The organism is Lysinibacillus sp. GbtcB16 (assembly GCF_019091145.1).
Taxonomy (GTDB): Bacteria; Bacillota; Bacilli; order Bacillales_A; family Planococcaceae; genus Lysinibacillus; species Lysinibacillus fusiformis.
The window spans coordinates 55451-72657 of sequence record NZ_JAGXJV010000005.1 but is presented as its reverse complement, the minus strand read 5'-3'; the positions used below and the strand labels follow the sequence as shown (position 1 = coordinate 72657).

Genomic DNA, 17207 nt, shown 5'->3' with positions numbered 1-17207 from the left:
ACAAAAAGCGCCATCACTAAAAGATGGCGCTTTTTTGATTAAATCTCTGTTGAACGGCGACGCATGAACCATATTGACCCAGCTACAAGAAGTAAACCAACAAATACAAGAGCTGTTTGATTGGCTCCATCTGTTTGTGGTAATTTACCATGTGCTCTTAGCTGTGCTTCTAAGCGCTCTGCATCCGCTTTGATTTTATTAATATCAATAGCTTGAGCCACCTCAGTCTGCTCATCTTTTGATAGCTTACTATATTTTTTCAGGAAATCTTTATAAGCATCTAACGTATCTTTAGTTACGTTAGATGGATTATACGGTGGTAATTGTTTCCCTTGATCAATAACATTTTGTGCTGTTGTGCCACCATTACCAGGAGTTGTAGGTTTGTTAGTATCTGGCTTTGGGTTATTTGGATCAACTGGCTTCTCTGGATCCGGTTTTGGTTTGTTTGGATCAACCGGCTTCTCTGGATCTGGATTTGGTTTGTTTGGATCAACTGGCTTCTCTGGATCCGGTTTTGGTTTGTTTGGATCAACTGGCTTCTCTGGATCTGGATTTGGTTTGTTTGGATCAACCGGCTGCCCTGGCTCTGACGTGGGATTATCAGGATCAGTTGGATTTGTTACAGGTGGTGTTGGCTGAATGTTAGCCTCACACGTATTACCTACTGTTACTGTACCAAGGATTGTAATACCATTCTCTTTGACCATATATTTACCCGGCCTAATTAATGAATTACTTATCGTAATTTGACCTATATTATTTGTTGTAAATTCTGTTGAACCATTCTCTTCTATTACTACACCAGCTTCATCTGTGAATGTTACTTTGACACCTTCACGAGGCTGACCATACATATTGTTAATCGTTAATGTAAAGTTTGGACACGCAGGGGCAACTGATAAGTCTACTTTACAAATTTGTTTGTAAGAAACTACAATTTCTCCCAAATAAACTTTATTGTCATAAACGTCATACTTACCTGCGGGTACATCTTTAGAAACAAATGTCATACTACCATCCACTTCTATCACTGTGGAAATAACGTTACCTTGTTTATCTTTAATAACAACGTCTTTCCCCGCCTTAATTAGGACATTATTAGCATCCTTTAACTCTACTGTAAAGCGCTCGCAGGCTGGTGTTTGTTGAACTTCTGCTTGGCAATTAATATTGCTGGAGAATTCCCCAATTTTATTGCCATCTTTATCAAATACACTATAAACACCTGGCTCTAAATCTTTTAATTCTACTTTACCGTCTTTTGTTTCTTCAGTAGCTACCGTTTTCCCATCTAAATCTTTAATCGTTACTTTCGTTTTATCTGCTATCAATTCTCCATCAACATCTTTGACCGTTAGGTCGAACGTTTCACATTTTGGTGCTTGTATAATTGTAAATTCATAACCACAGCTTTTCTTGTATGTCAGTGTAACTGTACCCAAAAATTGGTTACCCTCGTATATTGTGTATTCACCTGGTTTTACACCAGTAGTAGGGTCATTTGAATGAACAGTAAACTTACCTACTGCGTCAGGAGATACCTTTGTCACTACTGTAGTACCTTGTTTTAATGTTAATTCTAAAATATTTGTACGAATATTACCTTGACCATCTTTCACTACAATTGTGTAGTTTTCACATTTTGGCACTGGTTGAACTACAGCTTTACAACCACCATCATATTTCACTATCACCTTTCCTAATTCACCTTCAACTGAATGAGTGACTGTATACTCACCAGCAGTAAAATGATTAGGTAATGTCACTTTGCCATTTGTTACTTTATATGGTGCTGTTTCTGTACCATTGGTATCCTTTAATGTAACTGTACCTGTAGTAATAGAATGACCATCAATATCCTTAATCTCTATTTCGAATTGTGTACAACTGCCACCAACTATTGGTGTCGTATTGACAAGTTGTGTTAGTAAGTCTGGCTGCTTATTTAGTGTCGTGTTTTCATCTAACTTAAATTTAAAATCAGACATTTTAGTATACCCAGTTGGTGCTGCTACTTCACGGATGAGATAGTCATTGTACGGCACATTTTCAAATGTGAACTCACCATTTGCATCTGTAGTAGCTGTTTGTATGATATATTCATTTGGTTTTGCGGTTTTTTTAATTAGTTGGAATTCAACACCAGCTAAATTTTCTTTAAATTGACCTGTAGCTGAATCGATACCAATTTTTTTGAATTTGGCATTGCCTCGTGTTGACGAAAAATCTGATTCGGAGCTACTAAAGTTAAATTTACCCTTATAGTCACTCTCAGTTTTTTGATTAGCCTTTGTTTGCCCCGTATAATGCAATGTTGCTGTATTTTCTAATGCATCACCGATTTGACCAAAGCCTATTGTTTTATACTGTACTTGATACCCTTTTCGATTTAAATCAGGGAATTCGAGGCTAAAGCCACCTTGAGTATCAAACTTGACAGTTACCCCTAATTGCAAAGGTGTTTGCCAGTTAGATCCATTTTGAATACCTGTTTTAGATACTGTATATGGTGCTAATAGAATACTACTTTCCAATAGCATTAAATTATTACCTGGTAAATCTGTTAAGATGACATTTTGACCTAAATCAGAATGAGATTTATTCACATCTAATGTCCAAGTAATGGTTTCTTTACTCGCGTTTTGTTGTGGTTTATTTTTTGTCACTAAATTGTTCGCTACATTCTCATCAATTTTTACTGGCGTAGATTCCAGCGTAAATTCTTGCGTACCTTTTGTTTTAAATGTGGCATCATTCGTATATACATTCCCTCTATCAGTAGACGTATCAGAACCAATACCTAAAATATGATCGTCATCCTTTGTGTTATAACGAACAACATATGCCTGGTAGTTGATATCTCCTGATAAGGAATCATGGAATGTTAATGTAAAGCCTTTATCTGTTTCCGCTGAAATTGTGTAATTATTCGAGTCAATCGGTGTAGTACCAATAGTTCCGCCTGTATCACTACCACCTAAATTAGTTAAAGGTAACACTTCAATTGTTCCCGGTAGATACTTATGTCCCTCACCAACTGTATCGATTAAAATAGCTCCATTAATATCCTTTTTATTGATATTCACTTTTACATCCCATGTAAATTGCTGCGTGGAGTAGTTAAACGTTCCCGATTTACTGCCATTATTAACAGTAGTTGATTGTGGAATATAGCTCGCAGAAGATGATTTTTCATATAATTTACCGCCACTTGTCCACTCTGTAGCAGCTGTATTTCCATACCCTTGCTTTTGTACAGTACCCTCATCACCAATTGCGAAGCTCGTTTGATAAGTGATAGTTGATGTACTACCTGCTGGTACGTTAATACCTGAAATTGTAAAGCCTTTTTTCTTATCTCCGGCAATTAGAGTATAAGGAATTGCTTTATCATTAAGCTTTACAGTGTTATCTATTAACTCATGTACCCCATCTGCAGCACCGGCTGTAAATGTATCTGTTAGTGTTAGGTTGTTAATTGGTTTAGTTGGATTATCAGATACAATGTTGATCGTCCATGTAATTACTTTTTTATCAAAATCAACTGTATATGATTTTTTTAATAGGTTTTCAGTAAGTACATAGTTTATATTCTTCTCTTTACCTGAACCGCTTGTCACACTATTATTAAACTGCCCTGCTTCATCTTCATAAAAATCCTGTTTACTATAGTTCGCATCATACACAATTGTATAGGCATCTGAAATATCGTTATCAAAGGTTAATGTGAAGCTTTTAGCATTTCCAGTTGTCGGATTAATAGTAAATCCATTTGTTACTCTGTTAGCTTCCGAAACTTTTGTTGCCACATTGCCAGCTGCATCATTCATTTTATAAACCTTAATGCTTGATGCATCGATTTCGTGAGGACCTTTAATTGTATCTATAATATATGCATCAGTTTGATCGATACTTAACAAATTATGATTGTAATCAATATGCCATTTTGTTTCGTAGTTTGTATTTTTATCTAACTTTTTATCTAGCGCTTTTCCATACGTAATGGTGTGCGTTGCCGTATTAGAAGATTCTATTTGTCCATCATTAGTAAATAGTACCTTGTTATTAAAGTTAACTACACCATCACGTTTATCCGCCTCTAATGTTACAGACGTTTTATACGTAATTTTATATGCATACTTACCAGTCAGCGTACTTTGAATATCGCTCCAACTACCATTTGTCAGAACAATGTTTTCTGTACTTGTTCTCACACCATTAAGACCAACCTCATATTGATACACATTTACGGAATTAGCCATAATTTCATGTGATGTTGGCTCGTCTGTTAAAGTTGGATTACTTAATAATTTACCTGCTTCATTAACCCATACCTGCCATTCCATCTCATGGTTACCATTTGCTGCAGGTGTAGGAGTCCCTAGTTTCTCCTTACTTACCTTTTTGTTGCTCGTTGAAGGTAAAAAAGTAAATTTAACTTTAATTATCTCACTACCGCCTGTGGCTGCAGGAATTTCCAGATCCTGCTCAATGTCGTCAGAAAGGTTATTAAAACCAGAATTGAATGTAACGGTTAATTCCTCTGGTTGAGAGCTTCCTGAGCCGGGCTCCATACCACTTAACTCTACACGAACTTTATTATCCGTAGTTACATAATTATATGTGATACCGTTTACTGTTTTGCTACCGGCGAATGCCCCATCAAAATCAATTAACGACTGTGTCAATTGGAATTCAAACCAACTCCCATCTCCCCAAGCTTCTGCTTGACTATCTTGCATTGGCACGGAAAATTTAACCGTGAAGTTAGCTGTTGTATTTGGAGCTAACTCTGTACCAAATTCACCTGCTCCAACTGTTTTTTCACCTATTTTCATTACAAATGATAATAGTGAAGCTGGAATTTCTTGAGGAACCAATGGTGAATTATCCACTGGCAATGTTTTAGCAGGTTCATCCTCCACTTTTTCTTCTTCAGGAGCCTGGCCCTCAGGATCTTGCTCCTTGTTTTCATTTTCTTGCGGTGTTGTAGAAAGCTCTTCTTCACCTATGTTATCTTCTGACAAATCTGTATCATTGCTCACTGGTGTAGAAGGATTTTTTTCCATTTCATCATCCGAACCATTGTCATTCACGACTGGTGGTGTCGAAAGGTCTTCAGATGCAAATACTGACAGTGGGCTGAGTAGTGTTTGGAACACTAACAACATGGTCAGCATAGCAATATTCAATTTTTTTCTCATGACACTCCTCTTTTCTAATAGATAGAGAGCTTGATTGTTTACTACGACGATAGCTTTCTTTCATTTTCAGTTAAGCCTGCCCCAAACAATGGTTGCTCTCCTCCCTGAAATTAACTTGTCATTCTTGTGAATAAAAGCCAAATTGTATCCTAACATAGGACATAGGAATTAACAAATTATAGACTTTCCTGTATTTCAATTTAGATGCATTACTTTTGCGATACTCAAAACAACAGACATCACCACCTTTTATCATTTTTGATACATTATAACTACAAGTACTGAACAGATTCTAAACAATCATCTAAACATACAAAAAAAGCAGTAAACATCGCTCCTTTGAACGTGTTTACTGCTTTCTATTTCATATTTTATTTTCCGTCTCTTCTCAACAAAGTTAATATTCTCTGTTTAATGGTTGAATGCGTTGAATCATCTTCTAAAAAATCTAAAGGGAAATATATTTTATGGTCACGCTTCATCCGTCCTGAAATGGAATCAACAATAATTGATTCACGCGAAAGCTCACGTAGTTCACCATTTTTCATTTCTAAAAAAATCGGCACGCGCACTTCCTCTTCACCAGGTCTGTAAAAATCATACGGCAGATCTGCTGTTGTATCATGAACAAGATAATAGTCTGGGTTCAAGTCTGCCTCTTTGAAAAGTTCCTGTAGTTTTTGATATTTATCAAGCTCTACTCCAGGATCTAAATCAATGTATTGGAATAGCTTACGATTAACAAAGCGACGACTTAAATCACTTAGAATAGTATCTTCCTCTTGCATCCATAGTTGAAAATATGTAAAAAGAATACTCTCATCTAAGGCAAGATAATCCTCAAGCGTAATTGCGTTACGGAAAAATGCTAGGAAGTGTGTAGGTTCATGCTTAAATGTATAGCCTTCCAAGCTCAATTGTTTTACTCGTTTTAAAATTTTATTTAAAATAACCTCTGCACTTCGTGACACAGGATGGAAGTAAATTTGTAAGTACATTTGATAGCGACTCATAATATAATCTTCTACTGCATGCATACCAGTAGCTTTTATGACCACTTGGTTTTTTCGAGGACGCATTACTCTTAAAATCCGCTCCATATCAAAGTGACCATAACTAACGCCAGTAAAATAAGCATCACGTTGTAGATAATCCATACGGTCCGCATCAATTTGGCTTGAAATTAAGCTAATAACTTGTTTGTTTGGATACGTCTTTTCAATTACTTGTGATACCTTTTCAGGAAAATCACCTGCCACTTTTTTCAACACAGCATTGACTTCCGTATCACCCAGTAAAATTTCTCTCGTATAGTATTCATGATCCAGCTCAAAGACATTTTCAAACGCATGTGAGAATGGCCCATGTCCTAAATCATGTAGGAGTGCCGCACATAGCACTAAAAGTCGCTCACCCTCATCCCAATCCGGACGACCAACAAAGATATCATCCACTATACGGCGTACTATTTCATAAACACCAAGCGAATGGCTAAAGCGGCTGTGTTCCGCCCCATGAAAGACTAAAAATGTGGTACCAAGCTGACGAATTCTACGTAAACGCTGAAATTCTCTTGTACCTACTAAATCCCATATCACTTGGTCTCGAACATGCACATAACGGTGAACAGGGTCTTTAAATACCTTTTCTTCTTGTAATTTAGCGTTTGCATATGTCATTTGTATAGCACCCCCATTTTGTTATAGTTCTATTATATGCGATAAATCTAGGACTAGCATACTTATTCACTTTTTTCTATAGATACTAACAACCTTTTTCGATCATTTTCACAATTATTCTAAATTTCTATTGAATAAATGAACAAAAAGCTTTCTCCAACAAGTAGAGACAGCTTTTCGTTTTACTTATTCTTTAATTTTGTTAAAACCTTTTCCATTAGTTCTTCTTCTGTTAATGCAGCAACAGGGCGGCTATTTACGAAGGTAAATGTTTTTTTGCGTCCTGGACCACAATAAGAATGACAGCCAATTTCGATGGTTGCATCAGGATCGATTTCCTTTAATTTTGGAATTAACGTTTTTAAGTTAACGGCCTGACATTCATCGCAAACTTTAAACTCGTTTGCCATTTTGTCAACAACCCTTTCTATATAGTATTTTTCAAACAAAATCCGCTCGCTCTATGGAACGTATGACCTTCACATATTTAAGTATGCAGCATACGTACAAACCTACAACGGGTATTGTATCGTACTTTTCCCCTTCTATTCAAGCATAATTCATTTCACATGGATGAATAAAAGGTTAAAAGATTGGTCATGCTAGTCTTAAATAATAAGTTCCAAAAAAGGTGGAGGTTTTTAATATGAGTAAAATCAGACAAGATGCTTGGTTAGAAGAAAATGATGAATTATTAGCAGAGGCGGTCATTCGTCACGTAACGGAGGGAAGCACACAGCTAAACGCTTTTGAAGAAGCTGGTGATGCGTTAAATCGTACGGCTGCAGCCTGTGGTTTCCGTTGGAATGCTGTTGTTCGTAAAGAATATGAAGAACAATTAGCAGAGGCTAAAAAGGAAAGAAAAGAAAGAATGCGAGTGTTAGGAGCTCCTGCAAGACGTCGCACTTCTAGTATGTTTACAGTAAATAGTAGTGCAGCAGAAGGAAAATCAATTCCGCTATCCGCTCTTTCTCTTGATATTGTTATAGCTTATTTACTACGTTTACAGCATTCTGGTGAAGTAGGCAATGAATCTTCAAAATGGAGACAGCTTGTACATGTAACATCAGAGAAAAATAAAAAACTAGAGAAAACAATTACAAAGCTCGAAGAAGAAAACCGAGCAATCCGCAAAGATTACGAACAATTTGTTCAAATTATGAATCGTGCTAGACGACTTGTTACATTAGATGAAGAGGAAGAACGTGTTGCACCTGTTTTTAAAATGGAGAAAAACGGAAATCTCGTAGTAAGTAGTTCTAATTTCCAGCCTGAAAATGGCGATGCGCTTAATTAGCAGCATCGCCTTTTTTTATGTGTGTTAATAGCAGTCTCTATTCATGTCGTTCTAGCATTTTAGCATTACGCTCAAAAACACGCTTTAAATAGAAACCGTATAATGTTAATTCTTCGTCATGAAAAGATTCTGGATGTACTTTTCCACCTAAGTGATGAAGGTATTGCTGTAGACGAATAACGACTGCCTCTACTGTTAAATGTGGATCGACAAGCTCCGATAATGATGCCATGACTTCAGGAACGATTTGTGGATAAGTAAATTTCGTCTCTTCCTGCTGTAAGCTTTTCTCGTAAAAATCTCGAATAAGGGCAGCACGCTGCGAGCCGCTACCTTCTATACATAAATAGATTTGTACAGCTACACCTTGGCGTAAACGTCTTTGTGAAATCCCTGCAAACTTTTTCCCTTCAATACTTAGATCATACGAACCGGGGCAATATGAGCCTACTATTTCATAGGCTTCAATCTTCTCAGCTACCTCTGGAAATAAACCTTTGACGAGGTCGACCATCACATCATAGCCATCATTTATGCTTAATGAATCCATTTGTTCAGATAATACAATGGAAATGTTTAGAACTCCTTCATCAAGGACAACAGCTAATCCACCTGAATTCCGAACGATAGGTTGATAACCTCTCGATTTTAGTAAATCCATTCCCTGCTGTACATATGGTAAACGATGATCTTGGATGCCAAGCACAACCGATGCCTCGTGAACCCATGTCCGAACAGTTGGTGGTGATACTAATTGTCCAACTAGCTGGCACAACGTATCATCAGTTGCAAATGATTCTAACGGAGATCGCTGCTTTGCGCTAATTGATTGATCATAATAACGCCAAATTGGCTGCTGTAAAATACTTTTCATATTGGTACTCCTCTAATTCCATCTCTTCTCTTTAGCATACATCATCTATAGTTGGTGTCAAATTCGTGAAAACCATTCATGAACTTAGGGATTTTGCACAAACTATGATAAACTAATTTTGAATAGTATTCACTTATAAAGGAGTGTTTTCAATAATGAATGAAGCAGCAATTACGTTAGATGGTTGGTACGCTTTACATGATTTTCGCTCAATTGATTGGGCTTCATGGAAGCTCGTTTCTGCTGAAGAACGTCAAGCAGCAGTAGAAGAATTTCTTGCTTATTTGGAGAAATTAAATGAAGCAGATATCGCTAAAACAGGTGCTCATGCCTTCTATGCAATCGTTGGTCAAAAGGCTGACTTTATGATTATGACATTGCGTGAAACAATGGATGAGCTACAAGAGCTTGAAGCAGAATTTAATAAATTAGCCATTGCTGATTTTACAATTCCTACATACTCTTATGTATCTGTTGTTGAGCTTTCAAACTATTTAGCTGGTGAATCAAATGAAGATCCATATCAAAATCCACATGTACGTGCACGTCTATACCCTGAGCTTCCTCGTTCTAAATATGTGTGCTTCTACCCTATGGATAAACGCCGTCAAGGGAATGATAACTGGTACATGCTATCAATGGATGAGCGCAAATCATTAATGCGTTCTCACGGTATGATTGGTCGCGGTTATGCTGGTAAAGTAAAGCAAATTATTACAGGCTCTGTTGGCTTTGATGATCACGAATGGGGCGTAACATTATTTGCTGATGACGTTTTACAATTCAAAAAGTTAGTGTATGAAATGCGCTTTGATGAAGTATCTGCTCGCTATGGTGAGTTTGGTGCATTCTTCGTCGGAAATCTACTTGATAACGATAAATTAGTAACATTCTTAACAGTTTAATACGTACATTAAAAAATGCGGGTCCCTAGTGAGGACTCGCATTTTAAATTTCATTTTCTTCCGCATTCTCAGCTTCAAATATTAAGATGATTGTATGAATAAAAAATCCGGTAAGAATCATCAGAAAAACCAAATACCAATTATACGGCTGATGATAGTATTCTGCTATCCCGACTGCCATAAAGGCACTAATAATTATTGCTACAAACATACTAAAAATACGCATTGTAACGCTCCTTCATGAAAGCAAAAATAAATTCAACCTTAGTATGTCTCTGAATATCAGTACTATACTGGCAAAGTAAAATTATCTATAAAATAAAAAAGCGCCATCCCACTGCGATGACACTTCCTTAATCATTGAATTTATTTTTTTCGTATTTCCTCAAGAGCTTTCGTCCTTTACTTTTAAAATTAAGATGATCGTTTGAATAAAGAAACCAATCACTATTATTAAAATAAATAGATACCAATGGAGCGGCTGTCCATAATACTCCCCTAGTAAAAAGGCCAGCACTGCACTTAGTAATATCCCAAACCATACCCCTATTTCCATAAGTAATCACCTCACATGTATGGCCTACACATGCAATTTATTGATCCCCTATCCCCCTATTTATATCTTTTTCTATTTACCCAATTTTTTATAAAAGTTATCTAATATGAATGGCTTTTAGATTATTTTTTACGGACTTGTCGTTATTACTACTATATGCGTAGTACCTTTGTTGTGTGAATTTCTTTCTTCACAAAATTGAACATGTCTACAATACCATCATGCATATACTGACAGCGAGGAGGTATGAAAATCGCTGTTATTAAGACGAATGATGCCCAGACAGCCCTGCTAGCAAGGCTTATGCGTGCCGAGGCAGAAGGCGAAGGTGAGTTAGGCATGCTGATGGTTGGGAATGTTGGCGTTAATCGTGTAAGGGGTGATTGTTTAGATTTTGGTGATATTCGAACAATTGAACAGATGGTTTATCAGCGTCCAGGTGGCTTTGAAGCAACTCAAAAAAGTTATTTTTATCAACGAGCACGTGATCAAGATATCCGGTTAGCCAGAAGGGTGATTCAAGGCGAAAGATTTCACCCAGCTAACCGTTCCTTGTGGTTTTTCATGCCGGCGGGCGATTGTCCTGCACAATGGTATGGCCAATGGAATACAGGCAGATACAAATCTCATTGCTTCTTCTCGCCAACTGAAGAAGATTGTCCTCAAATTTAAAAAGAAAGTAGGTTGATTATTGATGATGCCTTATTATTGGACACCAACAACTCAACAACAAATGACTCCTCCTCCAGTCACAATCCCGACCGGACGACCACCAGGCCGCGAAGAGTCCTATATAGAAAATATTTTACGGTTGAATCGCGGAAAACCAGCTACCTTCCATTTTTCTTTTGAGCATGCAGTGGAACAAGGCAAAAACACAAAAACTGTGCGTGGTGTGGTAGAGGCTGCTGGGCGAGATCATGTTATCATTCGTGAACTTAAATCCAATCACCGCTTCTTATTCCCAATGATTTACTTCGATTTTGCTGAATATGATGAAGAAATGGCTTATTTTAATCAAAATCCATAATCGCTATATTGTATCTTAAAAATCCGCAATACTCTCACTGACAATAGTCGATGAGAGTATGCGGATTTTTAACTTGCGCTAGATTAATATTCTTTTAAATATTCCAAGGTAGCTTTTCCTAAAGTTTTAGCAGCTATTAGCATTGCACGTTCATCAAAATTAAAGCGCGCGTGATGATGTGGATAAGCTGTTTCCCATTCTGGACTTTTCGCACCTGTGAAGAAGAATGTACCCGGTACTTTTTCTAAATAGTACGCAAAATCCTCTCCAACCATAAACGGTGGACAAGTTTTCACTTGCTCTACACCTGGGACAGTTGACGCTAACTGTGCCACAAACTCCGTTTCTTTCTGATGGTTATACACAGGTGGATAACCTCTTGTATAACGGTATTCATAGCTTGCTCCAAAGGCTAGACAAGTGGCGTTTAGAACGGCTTCTAGCTCCTGCTCGATCTGTGTGCGCACATCTTCCTCAAAGGTGCGAATTGTGCCTGCCAGTTTAACACGATCAGCAATCACATTAAACGGATTAATCGCCTCGAAATGACCAATTGTTAAAACGGCTGACTTTAATGGATCAATACGTCTTGAAATAAGTTGTTGTGCGCTAATTACAAACTGCGAGGCAAGAGAAACTGCATCAATGGAGTGATGTGGTTCGGCACCATGTCCACCCTTCCCTTGAATAGCAATTTCTACTTTGTCTGCAGCTGCCATAATCGCGCCATCTTTCACTAAAATTTCCCCTATGGGAGTGGGAGCCCAGAGATGTGTACCAAAAATAACATCTACACCATCTAAACACCCATCCTCTATCATCGGCTTAGCCCCACCTGGTGCCACCTCTTCAGCGTGCTGATGAATAAATATAATATTTCCTGTAATTTCAGATTTCATTTTATTGAGTGCCTTAGCTAATCCTAGTAATGTTGCTGTATGACCATCATGCCCACAAGCATGCATTTTACCCGCGACCTTTGATTTATAAGGTAAATCGTTTTCCTCCTGGATCGCCAATGCATCAAAATCAGCCCGTAACGCCACTGTTTTTCCTGGCCTCGCACCACGTAGTACGGCAACTACACCTCTTCCTCCTACCCCTTCACGAACCTCATGACCCAATTCTTTATGGTAGGCGGCTATATAGGCTGGTGTCTCCACTTCTTCAAAGGATAATTCAGGATATTCGTGCAAGTGACGACGAATCCCTACCATTTCTTCATAATTCTCATCTATTAATGTAAATAGCTTTTCCATCCTACACAACCTCTCTTTTTGTATTTTCGAAATATTGCAAGTAATAGTAGTAGTGTACTATAAATTCTTACAAAAAGAATAGGATTTAAATCGTAATCTTACAAAATAAAGAAAAGACTCTCCTACAAATCATGTAAGAGAGTCCTAATTTTAAATTAACGAGCATGTTTTAAAGCCGATAAAATAATAAGTATCCATCCAATTAAAAATAGTACACCACCAATTGGTGTAATCGCGCCCAATACTTTAATACCACTAATCGCTAATACGTATAAGCTACCCGAAAAGAAGACAATCCCAAAATTAAAGAAAATTCCTGCCAAATTCAATTGCTTCACTTCACCAAATAATTTAGAACTCATTAATAGTCCAATTACTAACAAACCAGTAGCATGGAACATTTGATATTGAACAGCCGTCTCCCAAATACCTTGACTATAATCATCTAAAATTTCCTTTAAAGCATGTGCACCAAATGCACCAAAGGCTACTGCTAATAGGCCATGGAGAGCCCCTGTCACGATAAATTTTTTCATTGCGCGTTACCCTACCTTTAATATTGATTAAAAATCAAAAATTGAATCACCATTGGCTCCATCTTCTTCAATTTTGGATGTAGATAAACTAGATGGCTTCATCTCTGATACAAGCATTTGTGGTAAATGCTTAGAAGGTGTTGTGATAGATGGTGTATTACTAGGAGAATCTAACACCACATCACATAATGCTCGAATTGCTGTAAGAGCTTCGCGGATCTGCTGATCATTCCCTGCATTTTTTGCACCAGATAATTGTTTTTCAAGTTGTTGTATAACGGCTTGATAAGGAATCATTGCGTTCTCCTACTTTCTACTTTTGGTACAAATTTTAAACATTCCATACCTGAGGATTGTTTCACGACAACGGATGGAATTTGTTTTGTTTTAAAGCCATATGCGACACAGGCACGTGGAGTTTGAGGGTCCCACGTTACTTTAAAAAAATGACATTGAAAACAATTCGCCTTCATCGTTGTCCCTCTCTTTCATCTATCTTAACTGTATCACGATTTATGTAGTGTATAAAGTAAACGATTTGTGCCAATCTATGCTAAACACCAATCAATTGGCTGTTTACCCCATTCTACTAATTGTTGATTAATCTTTGAATAAGGTTTACTCCCAAAGAATCCTCGATAAGCACTTAATGGGCTAGGATGTGGTGCTTCTAATATGACATGTGGCGTGTCATATTTACGTATCAACTGTTTTTTTCGTTGCGCAGGCTTCCCCCACAGTACAAAAATAAGTGGTTCCTCTCTTGCAGCTAGCTTATCGATAACTGCATCAGTGAACTGCTCCCAACCTTGATCTTTATGGGAATTTGCCTGTCCAGCTCGCACAGTAAGAACTGTGTTCAAAAGCATAACACCTTGTTCTGCCCACTTCGTCAAAGTGCCATCTTTAGGAATTGAACAGCCGAGATCATCTTGTAGCTCTTGTAGCATATTTCGTAAGCTAGGTGGATGCGGAATACCTGGCTTGACAGAAAAGCTTAAGCCATGTGCTTGATTAGGGCCATGATATGGGTCTTGTCCTAAAATAATGACCTTCACATGTTGATAGGCTGTTGTATAAAATGCATTCATTACATCCTGCATAGGAGGATAAATAGTGTGCGTTGAATATTCATTAGCAATAAATTGACGTAATGTGTGATAGTATGGTTTTTCTAACTCAGCTGCAAGTATTTCTTGCCAATCATTCGGGAATACTTGTTTCATCGTCCTTTAAGCCCCTTTCTTTTCTTACAACGGTACAAAAAATCATCCATGAATTCAAGTCTCAGCTCAAACTGACCATATAAAAATATCAAATTCTGACTATTTTTATAGAATCAGAATAAGACTATACTAAATGGTAATTTTAACACTCTTAACAATAAAGGAGATCTTTTCATGACTCTAAAAAAAACATTAACAATTGCTGGTTCTGATACATCCGGCGGCGCAGGTATGCAGGCCGATCTTAAAACATTTCAAGAGCACGGTACATACGGTATGGTGGCTTTAACAGTTGTCGTAACAATGGACCCAAATGGTTGGACACATAATGTCACACCATTACCAACTGAACTTCTACAAAAACAAATTGATACTGCCCTTTCAACAGGAATTGATGCTATTAAAACAGGCATGCTTTCTACGGAAGAAATTATTCGTCTTGCTGGAGAGGCTATTGCAAAATCAGGGACGACAAATGTTGTCATTGATCCTGTGATGGTTTGTAAAGGGGACGATGAAGTCCTAAATCCTGGCAACACAGATGCTATGGTACAACATCTTTTACCATTAGCAGCAGTCACAACACCTAATCTTTTTGAAGCTGGCCAATTGGCTGGGACAGGTACGCCCAAAACGATTGATGAGATGAAAACAGCCGCACGAAAAATCCACGAGCTTGGAGCTAAAGCTGTAGTCATTAAAGGTGGAAAAGCATTAGCTACAGAAAAAGCAACAGACCTATTCTTCGATGGAATAGCATTTTACTTATTAGAATCCGAAAAAGTTGCTTCCACTAATAACCACGGTGCAGGCTGTACTTTTGCAGCCTCTATCACTGCAAATCTCGCAAATGGATTATCTATTATGGATTCTGTTATTGAAGCAAAAGAGTTTGTATCCGCAGCCATTGCACATGGTTGGGCTCTTAACGAATATGTTGGTCCCGTCATGCATGGAGCAAAGTCCCGCTTTGGTGCTCCACAAATAACAGTCACTGAAATTTAACATTGAAAGGGATGTCTCTAAGATTATGAAGACATCCCTCTTTTACATATCCTCCAATGGATCAGTCATGAAAATAAGTTTCCCTAGAGCCACTCCCTATTTCTGCACAAGGGGGAATCAATGAAGGTTTCTTGTTTTCATTACATGCTACGAAGGTTACTATCGTAGTCACCTCAATTATGTTCATATTCATGCTCCCTCAAAATGATCCCTACCATCCTGAGTCAAAATGATTCTAATATCTAAATATTACAAACAAATAATGCGTTAAATTCTAGAAATCCCGCTGAATAAAGATAAAAAAATGGACAAGATACGTTAGGACTTCATCACCCATATATTAGCTTTAGATGGGAGGGGAAAAGATGAAAAAACAAAAGGCAGAGGACTTAACAGAGGAATCAGGTTTATTAGCTGGAGAATTAACCGCTTCAAAAGTAGAAGTACTCGCTTCCATTGTCTTAACACTCGGCTACTCATTGTCCACCCTCGCCACAATAATGGCACTCCAGGAGGAAGAGGAACTAGCACAAGAAAAAAAGACCAAAAATGAAGATCAAAATCTTTATATGAGACAAATGTTTAAACAATTGCAAAGTGTCAATAATCGTTTAGAAACAATCGAAAGAAAGCTTAATCGATACTAACAAATACATAGCCTATCCATAATCTCAATAAAAAACCGCGCTTCTCCGTCATAAAGAGAAACGCGGTTTTTTATTATACTATGATAATGAGCTTCATTCTTCTCCCTTTTACACACAGCACGATGTAAGATGCTGGAGGAACGTCATCTATTGTACCAAGATAGAATTCGTTTTCGCCTAGTTTTACCATCCTTCAGCATTTGGTGCTGTCTACACACGATTTTGGAAGAAGCTATGGTTACAATATCTTTTCAGGTGTGAAACCGTATACAAAACGACACATTTTGTACATATATTTTCACACCCCTTATATTGATACATTACAATAATTTTTTCAAGAATATTGCTTGGAAAGTCGTCATAGATTAATAGTTAATGATTCATCCTTCCCCGATTTAGTAGAAGATTTCCTACTCTAGAAGGTAGTGGATGAATCTAGATAAGCCTCTGTCAGAAGACACAGATTTTGAGTAGTCGTGGCGATGAAGCTCTTAAAAATCTTGGTGACATGATGTGAAGGTATAAGTTTTACAAATCATTTATTTATACGTATGAAGCAATGAATTTCCCTTTGCTAATTTTTTTTACTATACTTAAAGGAGAAATGATCGAGAGGAGTGTTAAGATGCAAGAAGTACAAGTAGAGACGTTGCAAGAATTACTAAATTCTTTCGCCAACAAAGACGTTTATATTCATCTTGAGACGACAAACGGATCTTATGCAGCACACTATGATGAAAAGTTCTTTAATGCAGGTGCCTTTATACGCAACGCAAAAATTAATTATGAACTTGCTAAAGTTGTAGACAAGACACCTCATCGTGTTGGGTTAAAATTACCTCATGGCTGGGTTTATGCACAAGGCATTACTCATTATGAATTAGATGATTTAGGCCGTTTATTAATGGCTGGTTTAGATTACTCTGGAAAATTGGCGATTGCGCTTGAAATAAGTGAAACGCCATTTACTTACTAAGGGGGACGAC

18 protein-coding genes are annotated in these 17207 nt (G+C 37.4%); 7 read left to right on the top strand and 11 right to left on the bottom strand.

The annotated features are described in order from the left end of the window. Positions 1-38: 38 nt before the first annotated feature. The 3 genes from KVT27_RS17470 to KVT27_RS17460 form a co-directional block, all read right to left on the bottom strand. Complete coding sequence (locus tag KVT27_RS17470) at positions 39-5207, bottom strand: collagen binding domain-containing protein (RefSeq protein ID WP_217581683.1); 5169 nt, start codon at positions 5205-5207, stop codon at positions 39-41. 371 nt (positions 5208-5578) lie between these two features. Continuing rightward, positions 5579-6886: an HD domain-containing protein gene (locus tag KVT27_RS17465; RefSeq protein WP_036122938.1), complete on the bottom strand. Its 1308-nt coding sequence runs from the start codon at positions 6884-6886 to the stop codon at positions 5579-5581. Positions 6887-7068: 182 nt separating this feature from the next. Continuing rightward, positions 7069-7296, bottom strand: a complete 228-nt coding sequence (locus tag KVT27_RS17460) for a YuzB family protein (protein WP_008179127.1) — start codon at positions 7294-7296, stop codon at positions 7069-7071. 236 nt (positions 7297-7532) lie between these two features. Here KVT27_RS17460 and KVT27_RS17455 point away from each other — a divergent pair, with 236 nt between their 5' ends. Further along, on the top strand, positions 7533-8183 hold the full coding sequence (locus KVT27_RS17455; protein ID WP_025115432.1) for an RsfA family transcriptional regulator: 651 nt from the start codon (positions 7533-7535) through the stop codon (positions 8181-8183). A 37-nt stretch (positions 8184-8220) separates the two neighbouring features. Here KVT27_RS17455 and lipL read toward each other — a convergent pair whose 3' ends face one another. After that, the gene (lipL, locus tag KVT27_RS17450) at positions 8221-9057 is read right to left on the bottom strand and encodes an octanoyl-[GcvH]:protein N-octanoyltransferase (protein ID WP_036122935.1); all 837 of its coding nucleotides are present in this window, start codon (positions 9055-9057) and stop codon (positions 8221-8223) included. Positions 9058-9212: 155 nt separating this feature from the next. Between lipL and hemQ the strand changes: the two genes are divergently transcribed. Then, the gene (gene hemQ / locus KVT27_RS17445) at positions 9213-9962 is read left to right on the top strand and encodes a hydrogen peroxide-dependent heme synthase (protein WP_031418454.1); all 750 of its coding nucleotides are present in this window, start codon (positions 9213-9215) and stop codon (positions 9960-9962) included. 43 nt (positions 9963-10005) lie between these two features. Here hemQ and KVT27_RS17440 read toward each other — a convergent pair whose 3' ends face one another. Further along, on the bottom strand, positions 10006-10188 hold the full coding sequence (locus tag KVT27_RS17440) for a hypothetical protein (RefSeq protein ID WP_008176013.1): 183 nt from the start codon (positions 10186-10188) through the stop codon (positions 10006-10008). Positions 10189-10347: 159 nt separating this feature from the next. After that, positions 10348-10518, bottom strand: a complete 171-nt coding sequence (locus tag KVT27_RS17435; RefSeq protein WP_008176015.1) for a hypothetical protein — start codon at positions 10516-10518, stop codon at positions 10348-10350. Positions 10519-10764: 246 nt separating this feature from the next. Between KVT27_RS17435 and KVT27_RS17430 the strand changes: the two genes are divergently transcribed. Together KVT27_RS17430 and gerQ are read left to right on the top strand one after the other, a co-directional pair. Beyond that, positions 10765-11190 carry a cell wall hydrolase gene (locus KVT27_RS17430; protein WP_036122931.1) on the top strand — a complete coding sequence of 142 codons (426 nt, stop codon included), beginning with the start codon at positions 10765-10767 and terminating at the stop codon, positions 11188-11190. A gap of 22 nt (positions 11191-11212) precedes the next feature. After that, the gene (gene gerQ, locus KVT27_RS17425) at positions 11213-11548 is read left to right on the top strand and encodes a spore coat protein GerQ (protein ID WP_008176019.1); all 336 of its coding nucleotides are present in this window, start codon (positions 11213-11215) and stop codon (positions 11546-11548) included. Between the two features lie 83 nt (positions 11549-11631). Here the strand turns inward: gerQ and KVT27_RS17420 are convergent, their stop codons facing one another. From KVT27_RS17420 to KVT27_RS17400, 5 genes are all read right to left on the bottom strand, one after another. Beyond that, positions 11632-12807 carry an amidohydrolase gene (locus KVT27_RS17420; RefSeq protein WP_217581682.1) on the bottom strand — a complete coding sequence of 392 codons (1176 nt, stop codon included), beginning with the start codon at positions 12805-12807 and terminating at the stop codon, positions 11632-11634. Between the two features lie 155 nt (positions 12808-12962). After that, a complete protein-coding gene (locus KVT27_RS17415) occupies positions 12963-13343 on the bottom strand; it encodes a DUF423 domain-containing protein (RefSeq protein ID WP_008176022.1) in 381 nt (126 codons plus the stop codon). A 27-nt stretch (positions 13344-13370) separates the two neighbouring features. After that, entirely contained in the window at positions 13371-13640 is a 270-nt protein-coding gene (locus KVT27_RS17410; protein WP_008176024.1) for a YwdI family protein, read from the bottom strand. Then, entirely contained in the window at positions 13637-13816 is a 180-nt protein-coding gene (locus KVT27_RS17405) for a hypothetical protein (RefSeq protein WP_036122925.1), read from the bottom strand. The genes KVT27_RS17410 and KVT27_RS17405 overlap by 4 nt, the downstream gene beginning before the upstream one ends. A 75-nt stretch (positions 13817-13891) precedes the next feature. After that, a complete protein-coding gene (locus KVT27_RS17400; RefSeq protein ID WP_008176027.1) occupies positions 13892-14569 on the bottom strand; it encodes a uracil-DNA glycosylase in 678 nt (225 codons plus the stop codon). A gap of 174 nt (positions 14570-14743) precedes the next feature. Between KVT27_RS17400 and thiD the strand changes: the two genes are divergently transcribed. The 3 genes from thiD to KVT27_RS17385 all read left to right on the top strand — a co-directional run bounded on the left by thiD (position 14744) and on the right by KVT27_RS17385 (position 17197). Beyond that, a complete protein-coding gene (thiD, locus tag KVT27_RS17395; protein WP_217581681.1) occupies positions 14744-15574 on the top strand; it encodes a bifunctional hydroxymethylpyrimidine kinase/phosphomethylpyrimidine kinase in 831 nt (276 codons plus the stop codon). A gap of 365 nt (positions 15575-15939) precedes the next feature. Continuing rightward, positions 15940-16221, top strand: a complete 282-nt coding sequence (locus KVT27_RS17390) for a hypothetical protein (RefSeq protein ID WP_036122919.1) — start codon at positions 15940-15942, stop codon at positions 16219-16221. A gap of 625 nt (positions 16222-16846) precedes the next feature. Next, positions 16847-17197, top strand: a complete 351-nt coding sequence (locus KVT27_RS17385; protein WP_008176033.1) for a YojF family protein — start codon at positions 16847-16849, stop codon at positions 17195-17197. Positions 17198-17207: the final 10 nt, after the last annotated feature.

Bases quoted from the DNA above. Each gene is read 5' to 3' on its own strand.
- KVT27_RS17470 (WP_217581683.1), bottom strand. From the start codon at position 5,207: ATGAGAAAAAAATTGAATATTGCTATGCTGACCATGTTGTTAGTGTTC.
- KVT27_RS17465 (WP_036122938.1), bottom strand. From the start codon at position 6,886: ATGACATATGCAAACGCTAAATTACAAGAAGAAAAGGTATTTAAAGAC.
- KVT27_RS17460 (WP_008179127.1), bottom strand. From the start codon at position 7,296: ATGGCAAACGAGTTTAAAGTTTGCGATGAATGTCAGGCCGTTAACTTA.
- KVT27_RS17455 (WP_025115432.1), top strand. From the start codon at position 7,533: ATGAGTAAAATCAGACAAGATGCTTGGTTAGAAGAAAATGATGAATTA.
- lipL (WP_036122935.1), bottom strand. From the start codon at position 9,057: ATGAAAAGTATTTTACAGCAGCCAATTTGGCGTTATTATGATCAATCA.
- hemQ (WP_031418454.1), top strand. From the start codon at position 9,213: ATGAATGAAGCAGCAATTACGTTAGATGGTTGGTACGCTTTACATGAT.
- KVT27_RS17440 (WP_008176013.1), bottom strand. From the start codon at position 10,188: ATGCGTATTTTTAGTATGTTTGTAGCAATAATTATTAGTGCCTTTATG.
- KVT27_RS17435 (WP_008176015.1), bottom strand. From the start codon at position 10,518: ATGGAAATAGGGGTATGGTTTGGGATATTACTAAGTGCAGTGCTGGCC.
- KVT27_RS17430 (WP_036122931.1), top strand. From the start codon at position 10,765: ATGAAAATCGCTGTTATTAAGACGAATGATGCCCAGACAGCCCTGCTA.
- gerQ (WP_008176019.1), top strand. From the start codon at position 11,213: ATGATGCCTTATTATTGGACACCAACAACTCAACAACAAATGACTCCT.
- KVT27_RS17420 (WP_217581682.1), bottom strand. From the start codon at position 12,807: ATGGAAAAGCTATTTACATTAATAGATGAGAATTATGAAGAAATGGTA.
- KVT27_RS17415 (WP_008176022.1), bottom strand. From the start codon at position 13,343: ATGAAAAAATTTATCGTGACAGGGGCTCTCCATGGCCTATTAGCAGTA.
- KVT27_RS17410 (WP_008176024.1), bottom strand. From the start codon at position 13,640: ATGATTCCTTATCAAGCCGTTATACAACAACTTGAAAAACAATTATCT.
- KVT27_RS17405 (WP_036122925.1), bottom strand. From the start codon at position 13,816: ATGAAGGCGAATTGTTTTCAATGTCATTTTTTTAAAGTAACGTGGGAC.
- KVT27_RS17400 (WP_008176027.1), bottom strand. From the start codon at position 14,569: ATGAAACAAGTATTCCCGAATGATTGGCAAGAAATACTTGCAGCTGAG.
- thiD (WP_217581681.1), top strand. From the start codon at position 14,744: ATGACTCTAAAAAAAACATTAACAATTGCTGGTTCTGATACATCCGGC.
- KVT27_RS17390 (WP_036122919.1), top strand. From the start codon at position 15,940: ATGAAAAAACAAAAGGCAGAGGACTTAACAGAGGAATCAGGTTTATTA.
- KVT27_RS17385 (WP_008176033.1), top strand. From the start codon at position 16,847: ATGCAAGAAGTACAAGTAGAGACGTTGCAAGAATTACTAAATTCTTTC.